17 protein-coding genes are annotated in these 18,616 nt (G+C 63.9%); 2 read left to right on the forward strand and 15 right to left on the reverse strand.

Annotated features, from left to right (window positions below; genetic code table 11):
• Positions 1-10: 10 nt before the first annotated feature.
• Positions 11-766, forward strand: coding sequence for an alpha/beta hydrolase (locus VGN68_RS04150; protein ID WP_327474138.1), 756 nt, complete (start codon positions 11-13; stop codon positions 764-766).
• Here VGN68_RS04150 and VGN68_RS04155 read toward each other — a convergent pair.
• The 3 genes from VGN68_RS04155 to VGN68_RS04165 all read right to left on the reverse strand — a co-directional run bounded on the left by VGN68_RS04155 (position 717) and on the right by VGN68_RS04165 (position 4,993).
• Positions 717-1,763, reverse strand: coding sequence for an alpha/beta hydrolase (locus tag VGN68_RS04155; RefSeq protein WP_327474140.1), 1,047 nt, complete (start codon positions 1,761-1,763; stop codon positions 717-719). The two genes, VGN68_RS04150 and VGN68_RS04155, sit on opposite strands and share 50 nt — an antisense overlap.
• A gap of 60 nt (positions 1,764-1,823) precedes the next feature.
• Positions 1,824-3,494 (reverse strand): MFS transporter, encoded by a 1,671-nt coding sequence (locus tag VGN68_RS04160; protein WP_327474142.1) that lies wholly within the window; start codon positions 3,492-3,494, stop codon positions 1,824-1,826.
• 119 nt (positions 3,495-3,613) lie between these two features.
• Entirely contained in the window at positions 3,614-4,993 is a 1,380-nt protein-coding gene (locus VGN68_RS04165) for a DEAD/DEAH box helicase (protein WP_327474144.1), read from the reverse strand.
• A gap of 375 nt (positions 4,994-5,368) precedes the next feature.
• Between VGN68_RS04165 and VGN68_RS04170 the strand changes: the two genes are divergently transcribed.
• Complete coding sequence (locus VGN68_RS04170; RefSeq protein WP_327474146.1) at positions 5,369-6,841, forward strand: glycerol kinase; 1,473 nt, start codon at positions 5,369-5,371, stop codon at positions 6,839-6,841.
• 150 nt (positions 6,842-6,991) lie between these two features.
• On the opposite strand, the gene rpmE is transcribed toward VGN68_RS04170, so the two are convergent.
• The 12 genes from rpmE to rpsB form a co-directional block, all read right to left on the reverse strand.
• Entirely contained in the window at positions 6,992-7,219 is a 228-nt protein-coding gene (gene rpmE / locus VGN68_RS04175) for a 50S ribosomal protein L31 (protein WP_088439403.1), read from the reverse strand.
• A gap of 212 nt (positions 7,220-7,431) precedes the next feature.
• Complete coding sequence (fabZ, locus tag VGN68_RS04180) at positions 7,432-7,911, reverse strand: 3-hydroxyacyl-ACP dehydratase FabZ (RefSeq protein ID WP_327474151.1); 480 nt, start codon at positions 7,909-7,911, stop codon at positions 7,432-7,434.
• 4 nt (positions 7,912-7,915) lie between these two features.
• Positions 7,916-8,608, reverse strand: coding sequence for an OmpH family outer membrane protein (locus VGN68_RS04185; RefSeq protein ID WP_327474153.1), 693 nt, complete (start codon positions 8,606-8,608; stop codon positions 7,916-7,918).
• Complete coding sequence (bamA, locus tag VGN68_RS04190) at positions 8,608-11,274, reverse strand: outer membrane protein assembly factor BamA (RefSeq protein ID WP_327474171.1); 2,667 nt, start codon at positions 11,272-11,274, stop codon at positions 8,608-8,610. Before bamA ends, VGN68_RS04185 begins: the two co-directional genes overlap by 1 nt.
• A 72-nt stretch (positions 11,275-11,346) precedes the next feature.
• Complete coding sequence (rseP, locus tag VGN68_RS04195) at positions 11,347-12,480, reverse strand: RIP metalloprotease RseP (protein ID WP_327474155.1); 1,134 nt, start codon at positions 12,478-12,480, stop codon at positions 11,347-11,349.
• On the reverse strand, positions 12,473-13,639 hold the full coding sequence (locus VGN68_RS04200; RefSeq protein ID WP_327474157.1) for a 1-deoxy-D-xylulose-5-phosphate reductoisomerase: 1,167 nt from the start codon (positions 13,637-13,639) through the stop codon (positions 12,473-12,475). The genes rseP and VGN68_RS04200 overlap by 8 nt, the downstream gene beginning before the upstream one ends.
• Before the next feature lies 1 nt (position 13,640).
• Entirely contained in the window at positions 13,641-14,327 is a 687-nt protein-coding gene (locus VGN68_RS04205; RefSeq protein WP_327474159.1) for a phosphatidate cytidylyltransferase, read from the reverse strand.
• A 3-nt stretch (positions 14,328-14,330) separates the two neighbouring features.
• Positions 14,331-15,008, reverse strand: a complete 678-nt coding sequence (gene uppS / locus VGN68_RS04210) for a polyprenyl diphosphate synthase (protein ID WP_327474161.1) — start codon at positions 15,006-15,008, stop codon at positions 14,331-14,333.
• Positions 15,009-15,167: 159 nt separating this feature from the next.
• Positions 15,168-15,722 carry a ribosome recycling factor gene (gene frr, locus VGN68_RS04215; RefSeq protein WP_327474163.1) on the reverse strand — a complete coding sequence of 185 codons (555 nt, stop codon included), beginning with the start codon at positions 15,720-15,722 and terminating at the stop codon, positions 15,168-15,170.
• A gap of 22 nt (positions 15,723-15,744) precedes the next feature.
• A complete protein-coding gene (gene pyrH / locus VGN68_RS04220; protein WP_327474165.1) occupies positions 15,745-16,464 on the reverse strand; it encodes a UMP kinase in 720 nt (239 codons plus the stop codon).
• A 231-nt stretch (positions 16,465-16,695) separates the two neighbouring features.
• Positions 16,696-17,622 carry a translation elongation factor Ts gene (tsf, locus tag VGN68_RS04225; protein WP_327474167.1) on the reverse strand — a complete coding sequence of 309 codons (927 nt, stop codon included), beginning with the start codon at positions 17,620-17,622 and terminating at the stop codon, positions 16,696-16,698.
• A 138-nt stretch (positions 17,623-17,760) separates the two neighbouring features.
• A partial coding sequence (gene rpsB / locus VGN68_RS04230) for a 30S ribosomal protein S2 (RefSeq protein WP_327474169.1) occupies positions 17,761-18,616 on the reverse strand: 856 nt, incomplete at its 5' end.

Raw genomic sequence — 18,616 nt, forward strand, 5'->3', positions numbered from 1 at the left:
GGCAGGCGCCATGAGCAGGATCAGCGGCCGACCGGCCATCAGCACCGAACATGTCTACGGCCTGACGCTGCGCGTCGCGCGCTGGCGGACGGGTGCGGGCGGCACGCCGCTGTTGTTTCTCAACGGAATTGGTGCAGACATCGCCGCCGCAGCGCCGCTGCTCGCGCAGATACACGGGCGTGAGGTGTGGACGCTTGATATGCCGGGGGTCGGCGGTTCGCCGGACGCACTGCTGCCCTATGGCGCGTCGACCATTGCCGCGGTCGTGATGGAAATTGCCGAGCGGCTGGGCCACCACGTCATCGACATCGCCGGGTTCAGCTGGGGCGGCGCGCTGGCGCAACAGATCGCGATCCAGTTTCCGGGGCGCGTCCGCCGCCTTGTGCTGATGGCAACAACGCCAGTCATGGTTGCACCCGGCATCGGCTGGGCCGCCATATTCGACGACGACATGCAGGCGAGCGGGCTCAAGATCCAGACCGCGACCCCGCTCGGCATCGCCTATCAGACTGCGGCGATGGCGGGATGGAGTAGCGCCGCCTATCTGCCGGGGCTGAAAAACATGCCCACGCTGGTCCTGATGGGCGAGCGGGATGGCGTCATGCCTGCTTGCTACGGCCAGATGCTTGCCGACCTGATCGACGGCGCGGTGCTCGAAGTGGTGCAGGGATCGCACCTCTTCCCTTTCACCCAAGCCGCCGCCGTGGCAGCGCGGATCAGCGCGTTTCTGGGCCAGCCCGCGGCGGCGCAACAAGCCGCCGCGTAAGAAAGTCGGTAATCGCCGCAGCGGTCGCGTCGGGGGCTTCCTCCATCGGCAGATGGCCGATGTTCTTGAGCAGCACGACGTCCGATCCCGGCATCCGTTCGTGAAAGGTCTGCGCCGCGCTGGGATTGATGATCCGGTCCTTGTCGCCGAACAGGATCAGCGTCGGCGCTTTGATCTCGTTGACCCGGTCGGCCATCGCGGGTTCGCGGTCTAGCCGGGCGCGCAGCACCGTCGCTTCGCGATTGCCGGGGAAGCGCAGCAATTCCCAATAGCGATCGATCATCGCGTCATCGACGATACCCTGTTTCTCGACCGACCCGCGCAGCGACTGTTCGACCAACGCCCGCGGCGTGATCTGGGTCGCCAGCCACCGCCCGGCGGGATATTTCAGGATGCGAAAGCCGACATTCGATTCGGGGGACTTCTCACCCTTGCGAAGCGGCATCCCGGCGGCGTTGATCAGCAGCAAGGCGTCGACGCGATCCGGCTGTGCGAGCGCGTAACGCCACGCGACCCACCCGCCCATCGAATTGCCGCCCAGGATGAAGCGATCGAGGCCAAGCTTGGCGGCGACGACATCGACCGCGGCCGCCATGCCGTTCGCGCCATAATCCTTGTCAGGGGTGCTGCCGGTCAGCCCGTGGCCCGGCAGGTCAAGCGTGACGACGCGGTAGTCGCCGCCCAGTCGCTGGACCAGCGGTTCCCAGGTATGCAGGCTGCTGTTCGATCCATGGAGCAGTACAATCGCAGGGCCGCCGCGCTGGCCCTGGTCGCGATAATGGATGCGTTGCCCCGCTGGCCCGGCCACAAACGCGCCCGCCGGCCCGCTATATTTGGCGATCATCGCATCACGGTCGGTGTCGGGGGTGCGCAGCGCAAGGAATGCGATGACAATGGCGATCACCACGGCAATCGGAATCAGAACGCGCTTGCGCCGGAATACCGGTCGCCGCGGCGGCAGCGGTTCAAAATCGTCGTCGTCGATCCGGTTTGTCATCACGCCCCCCTCAAGGCTGGCGGCGACCCTAACGCGCGCGCGCATCCCGTCAATGCCGCGCTATTGATCGATCCTGCGGCGAAAGGTTTCGGGCAGGAAGAACAGCCCGATAATCAGCGTGATCACCGCGACGACGACCGGATACCACAGGCCGTAATAGATGTTGCCGGTCGCGGCGACCATCGCGAAGGCGGTGGTCGGCAGGAACCCGCCGAACCAGCCGTTGCCGATATGATAGGGCAGCGACATCGCGGTGTAGCGGATGCGGCTGGGGAACAGCTCGACGAGCAGCGCGGCGATCGGGCCGTAGACCATCGTCACCAGCAGGACGAGGTAGAAGAGTATCGCGACGACAAGCGGTTTGTTGATCGCGTCGGGGTCGGCGGCGACAGGGTAACCAGCGTTCGTCAACTCGCGCTGGATCGTGTCTATCATCGCTTGTGTTTCCATAGGCCCCGGCGCGCCGCCGAGGTGCGTCGTTGCGGCTTCCAGTACCGCTCGCTCGCCGAACTTCACCTGCATCAGGTTAGAGCCTGCTGCCAAAGGTTGATCCTCGGTCCGATACGGGACGCCGGCTTTAGCAAGGTAGGATTTGGCCACGTCGCAAGGTGTCGTGTCGAATTTATTCCGGCCGATGGGGTCGAACTGGAACGAGCAATAGGTCGCGTCGGTGATTAAGGTCACCGGAGCACGAGCCTGCGCCTCTGCCAACGCCGGATTTGCGGCACTGGTCAACATCTGGAACGCCGGAAAATAGGTCAGCGCCGCGAGCGCGCAACCCGTCAGGATGATCGGCTTGCGCCCGATCTTGTCGCTAAGCCAACCGAACAGAATGAAGAAGGGGGTGCCGAGCGCGAGCGCAATGGCGATCAATATGTTCGCGGTCGCGCCATCGACCTTCAGCGTCTTTTCGAGGAAGAAGAGCGCATAGAATTGGCCGGTGTACCAGACGACCGCCTGCCCCGCGACCGCGCCGAACAGCGCAATGATCACCCATTTGAGGTTCGCCCAGCGCCCGAAGGCTTCGGTCAGCGGCGCCTTTGAAGTCGTGCCCTCATCCTTCATCTTCTGAAAGACCGGGCTTTCATTGAGCTGCATGCGGATCCACAGCGACACGCCGAGCAGGATGATCGAGATCAGGAACGGGATGCGCCAGCCCCAGTCGGCGAACGCCGCCTCGCCAATCAGCGTCCGGATCGTGATGACGACGCCGAGCGCGGCGAACAGGCCAAGCGTCGCGGTGGTCTGAATGAAGCTGGTGAACAGCCCGCGTTTGCCCTCGGGCGCATGTTCGGCGACATAGGTGGCGGCGCCGCCATATTCGCCGCCGAGCGCCAGCCCTTGCAGCAGCCGCAGCACCACTAGCAGGATCGGCGCGGCGACCCCGATCGACGCATAGTTGGGCAGCACGCCAACAAGGAAGGTCGACGCGCCCATCAGGCCCATGGTGACAAGGAATGTATTCTTGCGCCCGACCAGATCGCCGATGCGCCCGAACACCAGCGCCCCGAACGGCCGCACCGCAAAGCCCGCAGCGAAGGCGGCTAGCGCGAAGATGAAGCCGGTGGTTTCGTTGACGCCCGAAAAGAATTGAGCCGAGATGACAGTTGCAAGCAGACCATAGAGGTAGAAATCATACCATTCGAACACGGTGCCAAGCGAGGAGGCGAGGATGACCTTGCGTTCGCTTTGGCGCATGTCGATGGGCGTCGCCCCGATCTGATCGATCATCCTCTTCCCCCGTCCGCCCTGAGCCTGTCGAAGGGCCGTTCTTCTTTTAGCGACGCTAAAGGAAAGAGCGGTGCTTCGACAAGCTCAGCACGAACGGAAATAGAGATTAGTTCAGCGCATCAACCGACGCGGGTCACCGCGCCCTTGTGTGCGCCGACGCTTTTGTTACGCGGGCGGAAGCGGCGCTTGCGCTGGCCTTCGGCGCCCTCGCCGGCAGGCGCATCACGGCGCGGACCACGATCGCCGCGCGGCTGGCCGCCGCTCGGCTGGCGGCGCGCATCCTGCCGCTGGCGGTTCGGGTCGCGGCCCTGGCTGCCGGTGTCGCGCGGGCCTGCAACGGGCTTGGGCAGGTTGCGCACCAACTCGTTGAAATTCTCGGGCAGCGGCATCGGTTCGGACTTGCTGCGCGTGACGCGCTCGATGTCCTTCATGTAAGGACGCTCATCAGGGGCGATGAAGCTGATCGCCATGCCCTCTGCACCCGCGCGCGCGGTGCGGCCGATGCGGTGGACATATTGTTCGGGCACGTTCGGGATCTCGAAGTTGATGACGTGCGAAACCCCCGACACGTCGATACCGCGCGCGGCAATGTCGGTCGCGACGAGCAGCTTGATGTCGCCCGAGCGGAACGCCTGCAACGCGTGGGTGCGCTGCGACTGGCTCTTGTTGCCATGGATCGCCATCGCCTTGATCCCGGCGCCCGCCAGATGACGCACGACGCGGTCGGCGCCATGTTTGGTGCGGGTGAAGATCAGCGCGCGGTCGATATCCTGCGTCGCAACGACCGAATGCAGCAGCGCCTGCTTTTCCTTCTGTTCGACGAAGGTCGCGAACTGGCGAATCTTCTCGACCGTGGTCGCCTGCGGGGTGACCGAAACGGTGACGGGATCGTTGAGGAACTGTTCGGCGAGACCGGCGATTTCCTTGGGCATCGTCGCCGAGAAGAACAGATTCTGGCGGCGCGACGGCAGCAGCTTGGCGACGCGGCGCAGCGAATGGATAAAGCCCATGTCCATCATCTGATCGGCCTCGTCCAAGACGAAGATTTCGACGTCGTCGAGGCGCAGAGCGCGCTGGTCGATCAGGTCGAGCAGGCGGCCGGGGGTCGCGACGAGAATGTCGACGCCGCCCGACAGGTCGCGGATCTGCTTGTTGATCGGTACGCCGCCGAACACGGTCGAAACCGACAGCTTGGTAAAGCGGCCATAGTCGCGGCAACTCTGCGCGATCTGCGCGGCGAGCTCGCGCGTCGGCGCGAGGACGAGCATCCGGCAACCGCGCGGGGTCGGGCAATGCGGATAGGTCAAAAGATGGTGGATCGAGGGCAGCGAGAAACCAGCGGTCTTGCCGGTGCCCGTCTGCGCGATGCCGCACAGGTCGCGGCCCTTCATCAGCGGCGGGATCGCCTGCATCTGGATCGGGGTCGGGACGGTATAATCCTTGGCGGCAAGCGCGCGATTGATGTCGGCGTGCAGGCCAAAGTCGTTAAAGGTCGTCATAAATTACTCACTCAGAGCGACGCGCACAGCGTCCATTCGCATCGAACGGACGGCGCACGGGCCGCGGGTTCGAAACGACCCGCGTGAAAGGGTGCCTCTGGGGACAATAGCGCGGTTCCGGCTCGTCCCGCGCCTGAGATTGGGCGGGAAAATCACGCTGCCGGTGGTTACGGCGGGTCATCCCGCCATGCTGCGCTGCAACAGCATATGGCATGGGTTGCGCGATATTGCAAGATAATTGCGTGGGCCGGCGAGCACGGCGCCTCATGTCGCGTACCGTGAACTTGTCGAAAGGCTGTTCTTTCTGCATCACACCGAGAAAGAACAACGGTGTTTCGACAAGCGGAGCACGAACGGACAAAAGGGAGTAGCGCGTTGGCCGAAAAAATCATCGTCATCGACGAGGGCACCACATCGACCCGCACGATGCTGTTCGGCGCCGATGGCGTGTCGCTGGGCAGCGCGCAGCGGGAAATCCAGCAGCATTACCCCAGCCCCGGCCTTGTCGAACATGACGCCGCCGAAATCTGGGCGGCGACGCTGGCCTGCACCCGCGAGATGATCGATCACGCGGGCGGCGCGGATCAGGTCGCCGCCATCGGCATTACGAACCAGCGCGAGACGATCGTGTTCTGGGATCGATCCACCGGCGAACCGCTGGCGCCCGCGATCGTGTGGCAGGACCGCCGCACTGCCGCCGACTGCGCGGCGCTGAAAGACGCAGGGCATGAGGCAGCGGTGCAGGCGACGACCGGCTTGCTGCTTGACCCCTATTTTTCGGGGAGCAAAATCGGCTGGGCACTGAAACACTGGCCGCAGCTGCGCGAGGCGGGCGATCGGCTCGCGGTCGGGACGATCGAATCCTATCTGGTCTATCGCCTGACCCGCGGGGTGCATGTCAGCGATGCGACCAACGCGTCGCGCACCTTGTTGATGGACATCAATGGCGCGGGCGGCTGGGATGCAGGACTGTGCGACCTGCTTGGGGTACCGATGTCTTTGCTGCCCGAAATCACCGGCTGCACCACGACCGTCGGCACGACCGACCCCGACCTGTTCGGCGGCGCGATCCCGATTTGCGGCATGGCGGGCGATCAGCAAGCGGCAACGATCGGGCAGGCGTGCCTGTCGCCCGGGCAAACCAAGGCCACCTTCGGCACCGGCGCCTTCATCCTGTCGGCGAGCGGCACCACGCGGCCGATATCAAAGAACCGGCTGCTGGCGACCGTGCTGGTGCAGGAGGGTGATGTCCGTTCCTATGCGCTGGAAGGATCGGTGTTCGTCGCGGGCAGCCTGATCAAATGGCTGCGCGACGGGATCGGACTGCTCGCCAATGCGGGCGAGAGCGAGGGGCTGGCGCGCTCGGTCGCCGACAATGGCGGGGTCTATCTGGTCCCTGCCCTCACTGGGCTCGGTGCGCCGCACTGGCGGCCCGATGCGCTCGCGGCGATCTCGGGGTTGAGTTTCGCGAGCACCAAAGCGCATGTCGCGCGCGCCGCGCTGGAGGCGCAGGCGTACCAGGCGCATGACCTGAAATCGGCCTTTGCCGCGGATGGCGTCGATTGGGCGGACTTGCGCATCGATGGCGGGATGGCCGCGAACGACTGGATGGCACAGGATTTGGCCGACATGCTGGCGCTGACGGTCGAGCGGCCGGATTTTGTCGAAAGCACCGCATTGGGCGCCGCGATGCTCGCTGCGACCGGCGCCGGTCTCTACCCCGATCTGGCGAGCGCGGCCAAGGCGATGCGCGGCACGACGACGCGCTTCACTTGCGCGCTGGACGCCGACAAACGCAAAACGCGCCTTGCCGGGTGGCAAAACGCGCTTGCAAAGGTTTTGGCTTAGTTTCCGCTCCTCCCTGTCGCGTAGCGATGGGGAGGTGGCAGCGCGAAGCGCTGACGGAGGGGCGATGGCGCAAACGTTGCTGCCCCTCCACCACTCGCTTCGCGAGCGGTCCCCCTCCCCATGGCTTCGCCACAGGGAGGATATATTCAATTAGCGCTTGAGGGTCAGACCACCAAAGCGCTTGTTGAACTTGGCAACTTGGCCCGCTGCGTCGAGCATACGGCCATTGCCGCCGGTCCACGCCGGGTGCGCAGTGGGGTCGATTTCGAGCGTCATCGTGTCGCCCTCTTTGCCCCAGGTCGAGCGCGTCTGATATTCGGTGCCATCGGTCATCTTGACCGTGATCATGTGATAGGCGGGATGAATGTCTTGTTTCATGTCTTAAGCTCCTGTGCCGCTGGTTACCGACCAGCGGGCGCGAGTCTGTGCGTCCAGGGACGCGAAGGTGCGGCCTTTAGTGGCCAAGTTGAAAAAATGCAACACCAACCCCGTTCGCCCTGAGCTTGTCGAAGGGCTGTCCTTTTCGTCGGCAACGTCAAAAGGAAGAACGGTGCTTCGACAAGCTCAGCACGAACGGAAGATGGGGTGGCTCAATCTGTCGGCGGGTCGGCGATCATCGCGGTGAACTGGCATTCGGCTGCGAGCACCCCATCCAGCATCGCCTTGCCTTCGAAACGGCAGACGCTGCGCTTGGCCTGGATGATCGTCGCGTGCAGGTCGAGCAGGCAGCCCGGTTCGACCGGCTTTCTGAATTTCGCGCCGTCGATCGCCATGAAATAGACGAGCTTGCCGGTGCCGGCGAGCCCCATCGATTCGATCGCGAGGACGCCGGCGGCCTGCGCCAGCGCCTCGACGATCAAGACGCCGGGCATGATCGGTCGGCCGGGAAAATGCCCCTGGAAAAAGGGCTCGTTCATCGTCACCGCCTTGACCGCGTGGATCGAGGTATCGGGGACGATCGACACTACCCGATCGACAAGCAGCATCGGATAACGGTGCGGCAGCAGCGTCAGGATCCGGCGGATGTCCACCGGTCCCAGCGCCCCTGCCGTTTTATCCCCGTCGGTCACGATATCAGCGGGTCGTCGGTGCGGTGCCGGTGGGCGCCGGGGCGGCGGGCGTCGCGCCCGGCTGTCCGGCACGGGCGGCGTCCATCAACTGCTGATTGCGCTGCTGAACGAGCTGACCCGGCTGATAACCGGCGGGAACCGCGGTCGACACCGTCGGCAGGAGGCGGTTGAGTTCGGCGATGACGGCGTCCGTGATATCGACGTTGTTTTCGCGCGCCAGCACTGCATCGGGGTTGAGCAGCAGGTCGATCTTGCGCGCCGTCATCGCCGCACGGATCGCTTCGTTCATGCGCACGCTGATCTGGTCTTCGACATAAGCGATCGCCAGTTCGACCGGCGCGCCGATCTGCGACAGTTCCGTCTGCGCCGCCTGACGCTTGGCCTGAACCGCTTGACCGGCGGCCTGCACCGCAGCCTGGTTCGGCGGCGTTTTGCGCGCCTCTTCGTTATATTTGGCAATCAGGACGTTGATTTCGGCCTGCAGCGTCTGACCGCGCGACTGCTGCTGGTCGATCTGTGCCTTGTACGTGGTTTCGATCTGCTGCGAAGCGACGGTGAAAGCGTTCGAGCGCGCAGCGGCGACGCGGACATCGGCGACGGCAACGGCCTTGGCCTGGGCGGCGGCGGGAACAGCCATGATCGGCGACACCGACAGCGTGGCGACGGCGAGCGCCGAAGCGATAAAAATGTTCTTCATTAGAATTGAGTTCCTACGTTGAATGAGAAGCGTTTGGTATCATCACCCTCTTCTTTGCGAAGGGCGTAAGCGAAGTCGATCCGGAAAGGACCGAAGGGCGAGTTCCAGTTGACCCCGGCGCCGATCGAAACGCGCGGCATCCAAGTATCACCGAAGAAGCGTTCCTCGAACGGAGCGAGGTTGGACGTCGTGCCGGTCGGACAGTATTGATACTGGGTTTCGACCGCACCCGAGACCGGGTTTACATTCGACCCAAATGTCACCGCCGACGTCGCCGAGTTACGGCAGAGATTTTTGGCCAGACCATCGGCGGGATCGGTAAAGGTTGCCAGCGTCGTCAGTTCCGGCCTGCGGACACTGAATACCGAACCGACGTCGAGGAACACCGACGGCCGCAGCCCCAGCTCTTTCGCGCCCGTCCCCAGCGGGATATCGACTTCGATCCGGCCCTGATAATAAGCGCGGCCGCCCAGCGCATCGTCAATCTGACCGCGATTGCCGTCGGTTTCGGTGACCACGATCGGGTTGGCGGGGTCGGTATTGTCCACCGAATAGCGGATCACGCGCGGACCCACGCCGCGAATGTCAAAGCCGCGCATCTGCGGTTCGCCAAGGAAGAAGCGATCGGTCAGACGGACCTTGTCACTGCCCGGGTTCGGCGCGCTGCCAAATGGGAAGATATAGCCGCCTTCCGCGGAGATATTGAGGATGAAGCGGCTGCCCAGGTTGAAATGTTTGGACGCGTTGACCCGGGTCTTTACATATTTGACGCTGCCGCCCAGGCCCGCAAAATCCTGGCTGAGCGACAGCGACTGGCCGCGGGTTGGGCGAATGCGGTTATCGCGATCGTCATAGGCCAGCGTGTAGCCGACCAGCGACGTCGTGCGTTTGCCGATCGCATCGCAAAGATAACGCCCTGCGATGAACGGGTCGCACTGATCGCCAAAGAAGTAGGTGCCACGGTCGAGCGTGACATCGTCATAGTTCAGGCTGTAGCGCGCGAAGAACGACATGAATTCGGTCAGCGGCACCCCGGCGTTAAGCTGGAAACCGGTGGTCACCTGTTCAAATGTCGTGCGGCGGTCGTTGTCGATGAAGTTGAACGAGTTCAGATCGCGGCGATAGACGCTGCCGCCAACTGAAATGTTGCGGTCGAACAGATAGGGTTCGGTAAACCCAAGCTCGACCGATTTCGAATAGCTCGAATAATTGACCGATGCTTGCAACTGCTGGCCAAGGCCGCGGAAGTTGCGCTGGCGGATCGACGCCTGGAGCAGGAAATTCTCGATCGATGAGAAACCGGCCGACAGCGACAATTCCCCGGTCGGCTTTTCCTGGACATTGGTTTCCAGAATGATGCGATCGGGGGCGCTGCCCTCCTTGCGCTCAATCTCCAGATTTTCCTGGAAATAGCCGAGGCTGTTCAGGCGGTTTTCGGTGCGCTTGATGCCGAAGCTGTTGAACGCGTCGCCTTCGTTCAGGCGGAATTCGCGGCGCACCACCTTGTCATGGGTCAGCGTGTTGCCGTTGACGTCGATGCGCTCGACATAGGTGCGCGGGCTTTCGGCGACGTTGAAGGTGATCTGCATCGTCCGCGTTTCGGGGTCGCGGCGGAACTCGGGATTGATGTCGGCGAAAGCGTAACCGAACAGGCCCGCGGTCTCGCTCAGGCTTTCGACCGTGTCCTCGACCAGCTTAGCGTCGTACCAATCGTCCTTCTTCATCGGCAGCAGCGTTTTGAGCATTTCAGGCTGGAAGTCGCGCAGCTCGCTCTTCACGTCGATGTCGCCGAATTTGTAGCGCTCGCCTTCCTCGACGACGTAGGTGATGATGAAGTCCTGCTTGTTGCTGGTCAGCTCGGCGACCGCCGAGATGACGCGGAAATCGGCATAGCCGTTCTGCAGGTAGAAAAGGCGCAGCTTCTGCTGGTCATAGGCCAGGCGATCGGGGTCGTAGCTGGTGTTTGACGACAGGATCGTCAGCAGCCCCGACTCCTTGGTCGCCATTTCATCTTTCAGGTCGCCGTCGCTGAACTTCTCGTTGCCGAGAATGCTGATCTGGCGAACCTTCGACTTTGGCCCTTCGTTGATTTCGAACACCACATCGACGCGGTTCTGGTCGAGCGACACCATCTTGGGCTCGACGGTCGCCGCGAAGCGGCCCTGCCGCTTGTACAGTTCGATGATGCGCGCCACGTCGGCGCGGACTTTTGAGCGGGTGAAGATCTGGCGCGGCGCCAGCTTGATCTCGGGGCGGATCTTGTCTTCTTTCAGGCGCTTGTTGCCCTCCAGGATGACGCGGTTGATCACCGGGTTTTCGGTCACCTCGATTGTCAGTGCCCCGTTGTTGTCGGTGATCTGGAAATCCTTGAACAGCTCGGTCGCGGCCAGATCTTTCAGCGCCTGATCGAGAATCGACCGATCGTACGTCTGACCCACGCGCAGGCGCAGGTACGACAGGATCGTCTGCGCCTCCAGCCGCTGGTTGCCGACCACGGTGATCGACTGGACGGTGGTCGCGGTCGGGGCCGCGTCGCTTGCGGGCGCCGGCACAGTCGGCGGGGCGACCTGTTGCGCCATCACCGGCGCCGAGAGCATCGTTCCTGCCAAAAGGAAGGCCGACAGCTGTGTCCGCGCCGAGAATTTGTGTGAAGCCACGCTGTTCATCCCGAAAAAATAACTCAAAAGCGACCAACCCGCCTGACCGCGGGCTCGCGCGCACTCCCTGCCCCAGACTCGCTAGCCAATCAAGCTCGCGATCCCGTCCCACAGGCCCAATGAGCCCAAATCGTTGAAAGTCACGACCAGCATCAGCGTGACGACCGCCGCAAAGCCGAATCGGAACGCCCATTCCTGCACCTGCGGCGGCGCAGGGCGGCGCCGGATCGCTTCATAGGCGTAGAAAAGCAGATGACCACCATCGAGCATGGGCAATGGCAAGAGGTTGATGAACCCCAGATTGATGGAAATCAGCGCCGTAAAGAATATGAGCGAGGCAATGCCCAGGGTCGCCGCCTGCCCCGAAATTTCGGCAATCTTGACCGGCCCGTTCATGTCCTTGATCGACCGCCGCCCGGTCAGAAACTGCCCCAGCACTTCGCCGGTCTGCCTTATGATCTGCCAGGTCTGGCGCAGGCCGACGGCTGGGGCTTCGAGCAGCGATACAGACTGCAATTGGGCTGGCGGCGGTTCCAGACCGATGATCGCGCGTTCATATTCGTTCCCGAACGGATCTTTCTCTTTGACCAGCCGCGGGGTCAGCGCGATCACCCTCTCGCTGCCGCCGCTGATGATGCGGACCTGCATCGCTTCGCCCGGGCGGTGCGCGACCGCCATCGGAATATCGCCGAACACGCTGATCGGGCGGCCGTCGATTTCGACAATGCGGTCGCCGGGGCGCAAACCTGCGGTAGCGGCGGCGGACTCGGCCGCGATCCCGCCCGCGACCGGCGGCGTCACCGGCGTGCCGCCGACCCACGCAAAACCGGCGAGAATGAGGATGGCAAACAAGAAATTGGTCACTGGCCCCGCCGCCACGATCAGCGACCGTTTCCACACCGGCTGTGCGGGAAATGTGTGCGACCTCTGTTCGGCGGGCAGTTGCTGCCATTCGGCATCAGGCTGGCTGACCGCGTCGCGGTCGCCCGCGAACTGGACATAGCCACCCAGCGGCAGCCAGCCGATCTTCCATTCGGTGCCACGCTTGTCGGTCCAGCTGACGATTTTCCGCCCAAAGCCGATCGAGAAGGTGTCGGACTTTACCCCGCACCAGCGCCCGACGATATAATGGCCATATTCGTGGACAAAGACGAGCGGGCCGAGAACCAGCAGAAAAGCAAGGATGGTAAAGGCGAAACCGGGGGTCTCAAGCATGTTCAAACTGGTCCACAAAATGCTGGGCAGCCGCGCGGGATGCGGCATCGACGCTGAATATGTCCTGAAGCGATGACGGGGCGGAGGGTTCCGCGGCATCGATCACCCGGCGCACGGTATCGACGATTGCGGGGAAGGATATGCGGCCCGCCAGGAAAGCGGCGACCGCGATTTCGTTCGCCGCATTGAGCTGCGCCGGACGCGCCCCGCCCGCGGCGATCGCGGCACGGCACAGCGCGGTCGCGGGAAAGCGCACCTCGTCGGGTGCCTCGAAGTCGAGCCGCGCGATGCTGGCGAGATCGAGCGGCGCGCACGGCGTCGCCATCCGCTGCGGCCAGGCGAGCGCGCTGGCGATCGGGATCCGCATGTCGGGCGAGCCGAGCTGCGCCAAGGTCGAGCAATCGATATATTCGACCAGGCTGTGGATCACCGACTGCGGATGAACAAGGATTTCAATGCGGTCGAGCCCGACAGGAAAAAGATGATGCGCCTCAATGAGTTCGAGGCCCTTATTCATCATCGTTGCCGAATCGACGCTGATCTTGGCGCCCATCGACCAGTTTGGGTGCGCAACCGCCTGCGCGGGGGTGACGCTTGCCATATCGGCGGCATTCATCGTGCGGAACGGGCCGCCGCTGGCGGTGAGGATGATCCGCCGCACTTGGTCGATCCGCCCGCCAGCCAGACACTGAAAGATCGCATTATGCTCGCTGTCGACGGGCAGGATCGTGGCGCCAGAGGTGCGGGCAACCGCCGTCATGAGTTCGCCCGCCGACACCAGCGCTTCCTTATTGGCCAGCGCGACGTCGTATCCGGCTGCCAAGGCCGCCATTGTTGGCGCGAGACCCGCGGTGCCGACGATCGCGGCCATGACGAGGTCGGTCGGACGCTGCGCGGCTTCAACCAACGCTTCGGTACCCGCCGCGGCTTCGATGCCGGTATTGGCCAGCGCGGTTTTGAGATCGTCCAGCCGCGCTGCGTCGGCGATGACCGCCACGTCGGGGCGAAACTCCCTCGCCAGCTTTGCCAGTTCGGCGACATCGCGGTTGGCGGTGAGCACCGTGACGCGCCACGCCTCCCCATCTCGCCGCACAAGGTCGAGGGTCGATTGGCCGACCGACCCGGTGGCGCCGAAGAGCGAAAGGCGGCGCTGCGTCATCTCAGCCCGCCGTCCCAACGCTCAGCTGCCCGGCATAGGCCAGCGCACCCAGCAACAAGGCCACGGGCAAGATGCCGTCGACGCGGTCGAACAACCCGCCATGGCCGGGGATGAGCTTGCCCGAATCCTTGACCCCGGCGCGCCGCTTCATCCAGCTTTGCGCGAGGTCGCCCAGCTGCGCGAGCAGCCCCATGAACAGGCCGATCCACAGCGGCACACCGATGATGCCCGCCCGGTCGCCGATGGTGGCGCTGGCGATCAGCGCCGCGATCATGCCGCCGATCAGCCCCGACCAGGTTTTCGACGGGCTGATCGTCGGCGCCAGACGCGCCCCGCCAAAGGCGCGACCCGCAAAATACGCTCCGATATCGGTCGCCCAGACCATGCCGAACACCCACAGCGCCGCCGTCATGCCCAGCTGGTCGCGGATGAACCACAGCCCCGCCATTGCGCCCAGCGCCAGCACCGGCCCGATGATATTCAACAGCAGCTTGGCGCCGCTGCTCAGGGTCATCGCCCGCACCAGCGCGAACCACTCGACCAGCATCAACGCCCCGCCGACCAGCAGCAGCAAGCCGAACGCCAGCCCCCCGAACCACAAGGCGGTACCCGCAATCGCAAACAGGATGATTGCCGATCCCGCGCGCACCATGAAATCCGATCGCTTTGCCGCGGTTGTCGTCGTCATACCCTAAAGTCCCCCGTAACGACGATCGCGGCGCGCGAAATGATCGAGCGCCGCCTGCAAGTCGGCTGGTTTGAAATCCGGCCACAATATGTCGGTGAAATACAGTTCGGCATAGGCCGACTGCCACAGCAGGAAATTCGACAACCGCACTTCGCCCGAAGTGCGGATTAGCAGGTCGAGCGGCGGCATATCGGCGGTATCGAGATTCGCCGAAATCGCGGCTTCGCTGATCTCGCCCGCGGCGGCGGCGGCCTGCGCGGCGCGGACCAGCTCATCCTGCGCACCATAGTTGAGCGCGACCGCGAGCGTGGTGCGTTTGTTGCCCGACGTGCGCTCCAGTGCATTGTCGATCAGCGCGACGACGTCGGGCGCCAGCGCGCGCCAATTGCCGATCACTTTCAACTTCACGTCATTGGCGGCAAATTCGTCGAGGTCGGAGAGGATGAAGCGCTTCATCAGCCCCATCAGGTCGTTGACCTCATCCTCCGGCCGTTTCCAGTTTTCGGACGAAAAGGCGTAAAGCGTCATCGCCTCAATGCCCATGTCGCCCGCGGCGCGGACGATCGTGCGCACCGCCTCGACTCCCGCCTTGTGTCCGGCGATACGGGGCAGCAGGCGCTTCTTTGCCCAGCGGCCATTGCCGTCCATGATGATGGCGACGTGGCGCGCGCCGTGACTCATAGATCCTCCCCGGCACGGGGAGGGGGACCACCGAAGGTGGTGGAGGGGCACGTAAGGCCACGCGCTGCATATGACAGAGGGTGCCCCTCCACCATGCTTCGCATGGTCCCCCTCCCCGTGCCGGGGAGGATCGCGATGGCGGCACCGTCGCGCATCGATTTAGCCCAGGATTTCCTTTTCCTTCGCGGTCGCGGCGGCATCAATTTCGGCGATCGTCGCGTCGGTCAGTTTCTGCACCTCGGTCTCGTGGCGCTTGCGCTCGTCCTCGCTGATTTCCTTCTTGTTCTCGTCGGTCTTCAGATTGTCCATGCCGTCGCGGCGGACGTTGCGCACCGCAACGCGCGCCTTTTCGGCATATTGGCCGGCGAGCTTCGAGAGTTCCTTGCGGCGTTCCTGCGTCATTTCGGGGATCGGCAGGCGCAGCATCTGGCCGTCGACAATCGGGTTGAGGCCAAGCCCGGCCGAACGGATCGCCTTGTCGACCGGGCCGACGTTCGATTTGTCCCACACCTGCACCGTCAGCATCCGCGCTTCGGGCGCGCTGACCGATGCGACCTGGTTCAGCGGCATTTGTGCGCCATAGACTTCGACGGTCACGGGATCGAGCAGCGCGGTGTGCGCGCGACCGGTCCGCAGGCCCGACAGGTCGCTTTTCAGCGCTTCGACCGCGCCGTGCATCCGGCGTTCCAAGTCGGCCTTGTCATATTTCGCCATCGTCTTTTCCTCTCTTATTGTATCAGGCGTCGCCGACGATCGTCGAAACGCCCTCGCCCGCCAACACCCGCGCCAGATTACCGGCTTCGCGAATGTTGAACACGACGATCGGAATATGGTTGTCGCGGCACAGCGCCACCGCACTGGCGTCCATCACCTTCAGATTGTCAGCGAGCACACGGTCATAGCTCAGCGTGTCGTAACGCACCGCCGACTTATCCTTTTTGGGATCGGCATTGTACACGCCATCGACGCTGGTGCCTTTGAGCAGCGCATCGCACTTCATTTCGGCGGCGCGCAGTGCGGCACCGCTGTCGGTGGTGAAGTAAGGCGCGCCGACGCCCGCGGCGAAGATCACGACGCGGCCCTTTTCGAGATGGCGTTCGGCGCGCCGGCGGATCACCGGCTCGCACACTTTGTCCATTTCGATCGCCGACTGGACGCGCGTTTCGACGCCCAGCTGTTCCAGCGCATTCTGCATCGCAAGCGCGTTCATGACGGTGGCGAGCATGCCCATATAGTCGGCCTGCGCCCGGTCCATGCCCTTCGCTGCGCCCGCCATGCCGCGGAAGATATTGCCGCCGCCGATGACGAGGCAGATTTCAAGGCCGCGCTCCTTGGCTTCCCTGACCTCGGCGGCCATGCTGGCAACAGTTTCGGGGTCGATGCCGAAGGGGGTCGAGCCCATCAGCGCTTCGCCCGACAGTTTCAGCAAGATGCGTTTCATGCCGGGCAGAGCCATGATCGGGGGAACCTCTTGTAACCAATGAATATGCGAATGGCGCGCACCCTAGTCAGAGTACGCGCCATTGCCAAGCGGACTGCGGCGCGATCCTCCCTGTGACGAAGTCATGGGGAGGGGGACCGTCCGCGAAGCGGATGGTGGAGGGGCAGCGACGTTGCGCCAATGCCCCTCCGTCAGCGCTTCGCGCTGTCACCTCCCCACCGCTTCGCGGCAGGGAGGAAACTATATTTAAACGCCAGCGACCGCCGCGACTTCCGCCGCGAAATCACTTTCTTCCTTCTCGATGCCTTCGCCGAGCTGGAAGCGGGTGAAACCCTTGAGCGTGATCGTCGCGCCGACATCCTTGCCCGCAGCGGCAACGACTTCGGCGACCGGGGTCTTGCCGTCCATCACGAACAGCTGCGACAGCAGCGCGTTTTCCTTGCGGAACTTCGCGATGCCGCCATCGACCATCTTGGCGGCGATGTCGGCGGGCTTGCCCGACTGGGCGGCCTTTTCCTCGGCGATCGCGCGTTCGCGGGCAACGAGCTCAGGGTCGAGATCGTCGCCGTTCAGCGCCAGCGGGTTGGCGGCAGCGACGTGCATCGCCAGTTGCTTGCCGAGCGGTTCGAGCACATCGGCACCGGCGGTCGATTCGAGCGCGACGAGCACGCCGATCTTGCCCATGCCGGGAGCGGCAGCGTTGTGGACATAGGCGGTTACGACGCCCGAGTTCACCGACATGATGGCCGAACGGCGCAGCGACTGGTTTTCACCGATCGTGGCGATGTTCTGGGTCAGCGCTTCGGTGACGGTGCCGCCAGCCGGATAAGCGGCAGCGCCGAGTGCGTCGATGTCGGTCAGGTTGCCGGCGAGCGCCACGTTGGTGACGTCGCGGACGAAGCCCTGAAACTGTTCGTTCTTCGCAACGAAATCGGTTTCGCTGTTGACTTCGACCATCGCGCCGCGCGTGCCGTCGGTGGCGACGCCGACCAGGCCTTCAGCGGCAACACGGCCCGCCTTTTTGGCGGCAGCGGCGAGACCCTTGGTCCGCAACCAGTCGATCGATGCTTCGATGTCGCCGCCATTTTCGGCGAGCGCCTTTTTGCAATCCATCATGCCGGCGCCGGTGCGGTCGCGCAGTTCCTTGACGAGAGCGGCCGTAATTTCAGCCATGGGTGATCCTTTCCAAAGTGGAGCGGCCCTGTGAACGGGACCGCTGCGCCGCACGCGTGGCGGCGCGATAAGTCAGAACGATGACCGCGGCAGCGTTTGCCCGAGGACAAAACGCCGCCGCGTCATCCGAACGAGCGGTTAGGCGTCGCTCTGACGTTCGGTTTCGGCAGCGGCTTCGGCCGGGACCTGTTCGTCCTCGGTCACGGGAGCAGCTTCGGCAGCCGCGGCTTCTTCAGCAACCGGAGCGGCCACTTCTTCGACCAGCGCCGGTTCCGCGACAGGGTTCACCGCCGCGCCCAGATCTTCGCCGCGATCGGCGCGAGCCTGCTGGCCGCCGCGGGTCGCTGCCTGAGCAATCGCATCGCAGTACAGGCGGATGGCGCGCGCGGCGTCATCATTGGCCGGAACCGGGAAGGCGATGCCGTCGGGCGAGACGTTCGAATCGAGAATCGCGACGACGGGGATACCAAGGACGTTGGCTTCCTTGATCGCCAGCTCTTCCTTGTTCGCGTCGATCACGAACATCACGTCGGGAATGCCGCCCATGTCGCGGATACCGCCGAGCGACATTTCGAGCTTGTCGCGTTCGCGGGTGCGGTTCAGCACTTCCTTTTTGGTCAGGCCCGAGGTGTCGCCCGAAAGCTGTTCCTCAAGGGTCTTGAGCCGCTTGATCGAACCCGAAATCGTCTTCCAGTTGGTGAGCATGCCGCCCAGCCAGCGATGGTTGACGAAGTGCTGACCCGAAGCGCGCGCCGCATCAGCGATCGGACCCTGCGCCTGGCGCTTGGTGCCGACGAACAGCACCTTGCCACCCGAGGCCGCCGACGAGGCGACGAATTCGAGGGCGCGCGCAAAAAGCGGCACGGTCTGCGACAGGTCGAGAATGTGGATGCCGTTACGCGCACCGAAAATATACGGCTTCATGCGCGGGTTCCAGCGGTGGGTCTGGTGGCCGAAGTGGGCGCCAGCCTCGATAAGATTCTGCATCGTGACG

This window comes from Sphingopyxis sp., assembly GCF_035998965.1.
Lineage (GTDB): Bacteria > Pseudomonadota > Alphaproteobacteria > Sphingomonadales > Sphingomonadaceae > Sphingopyxis.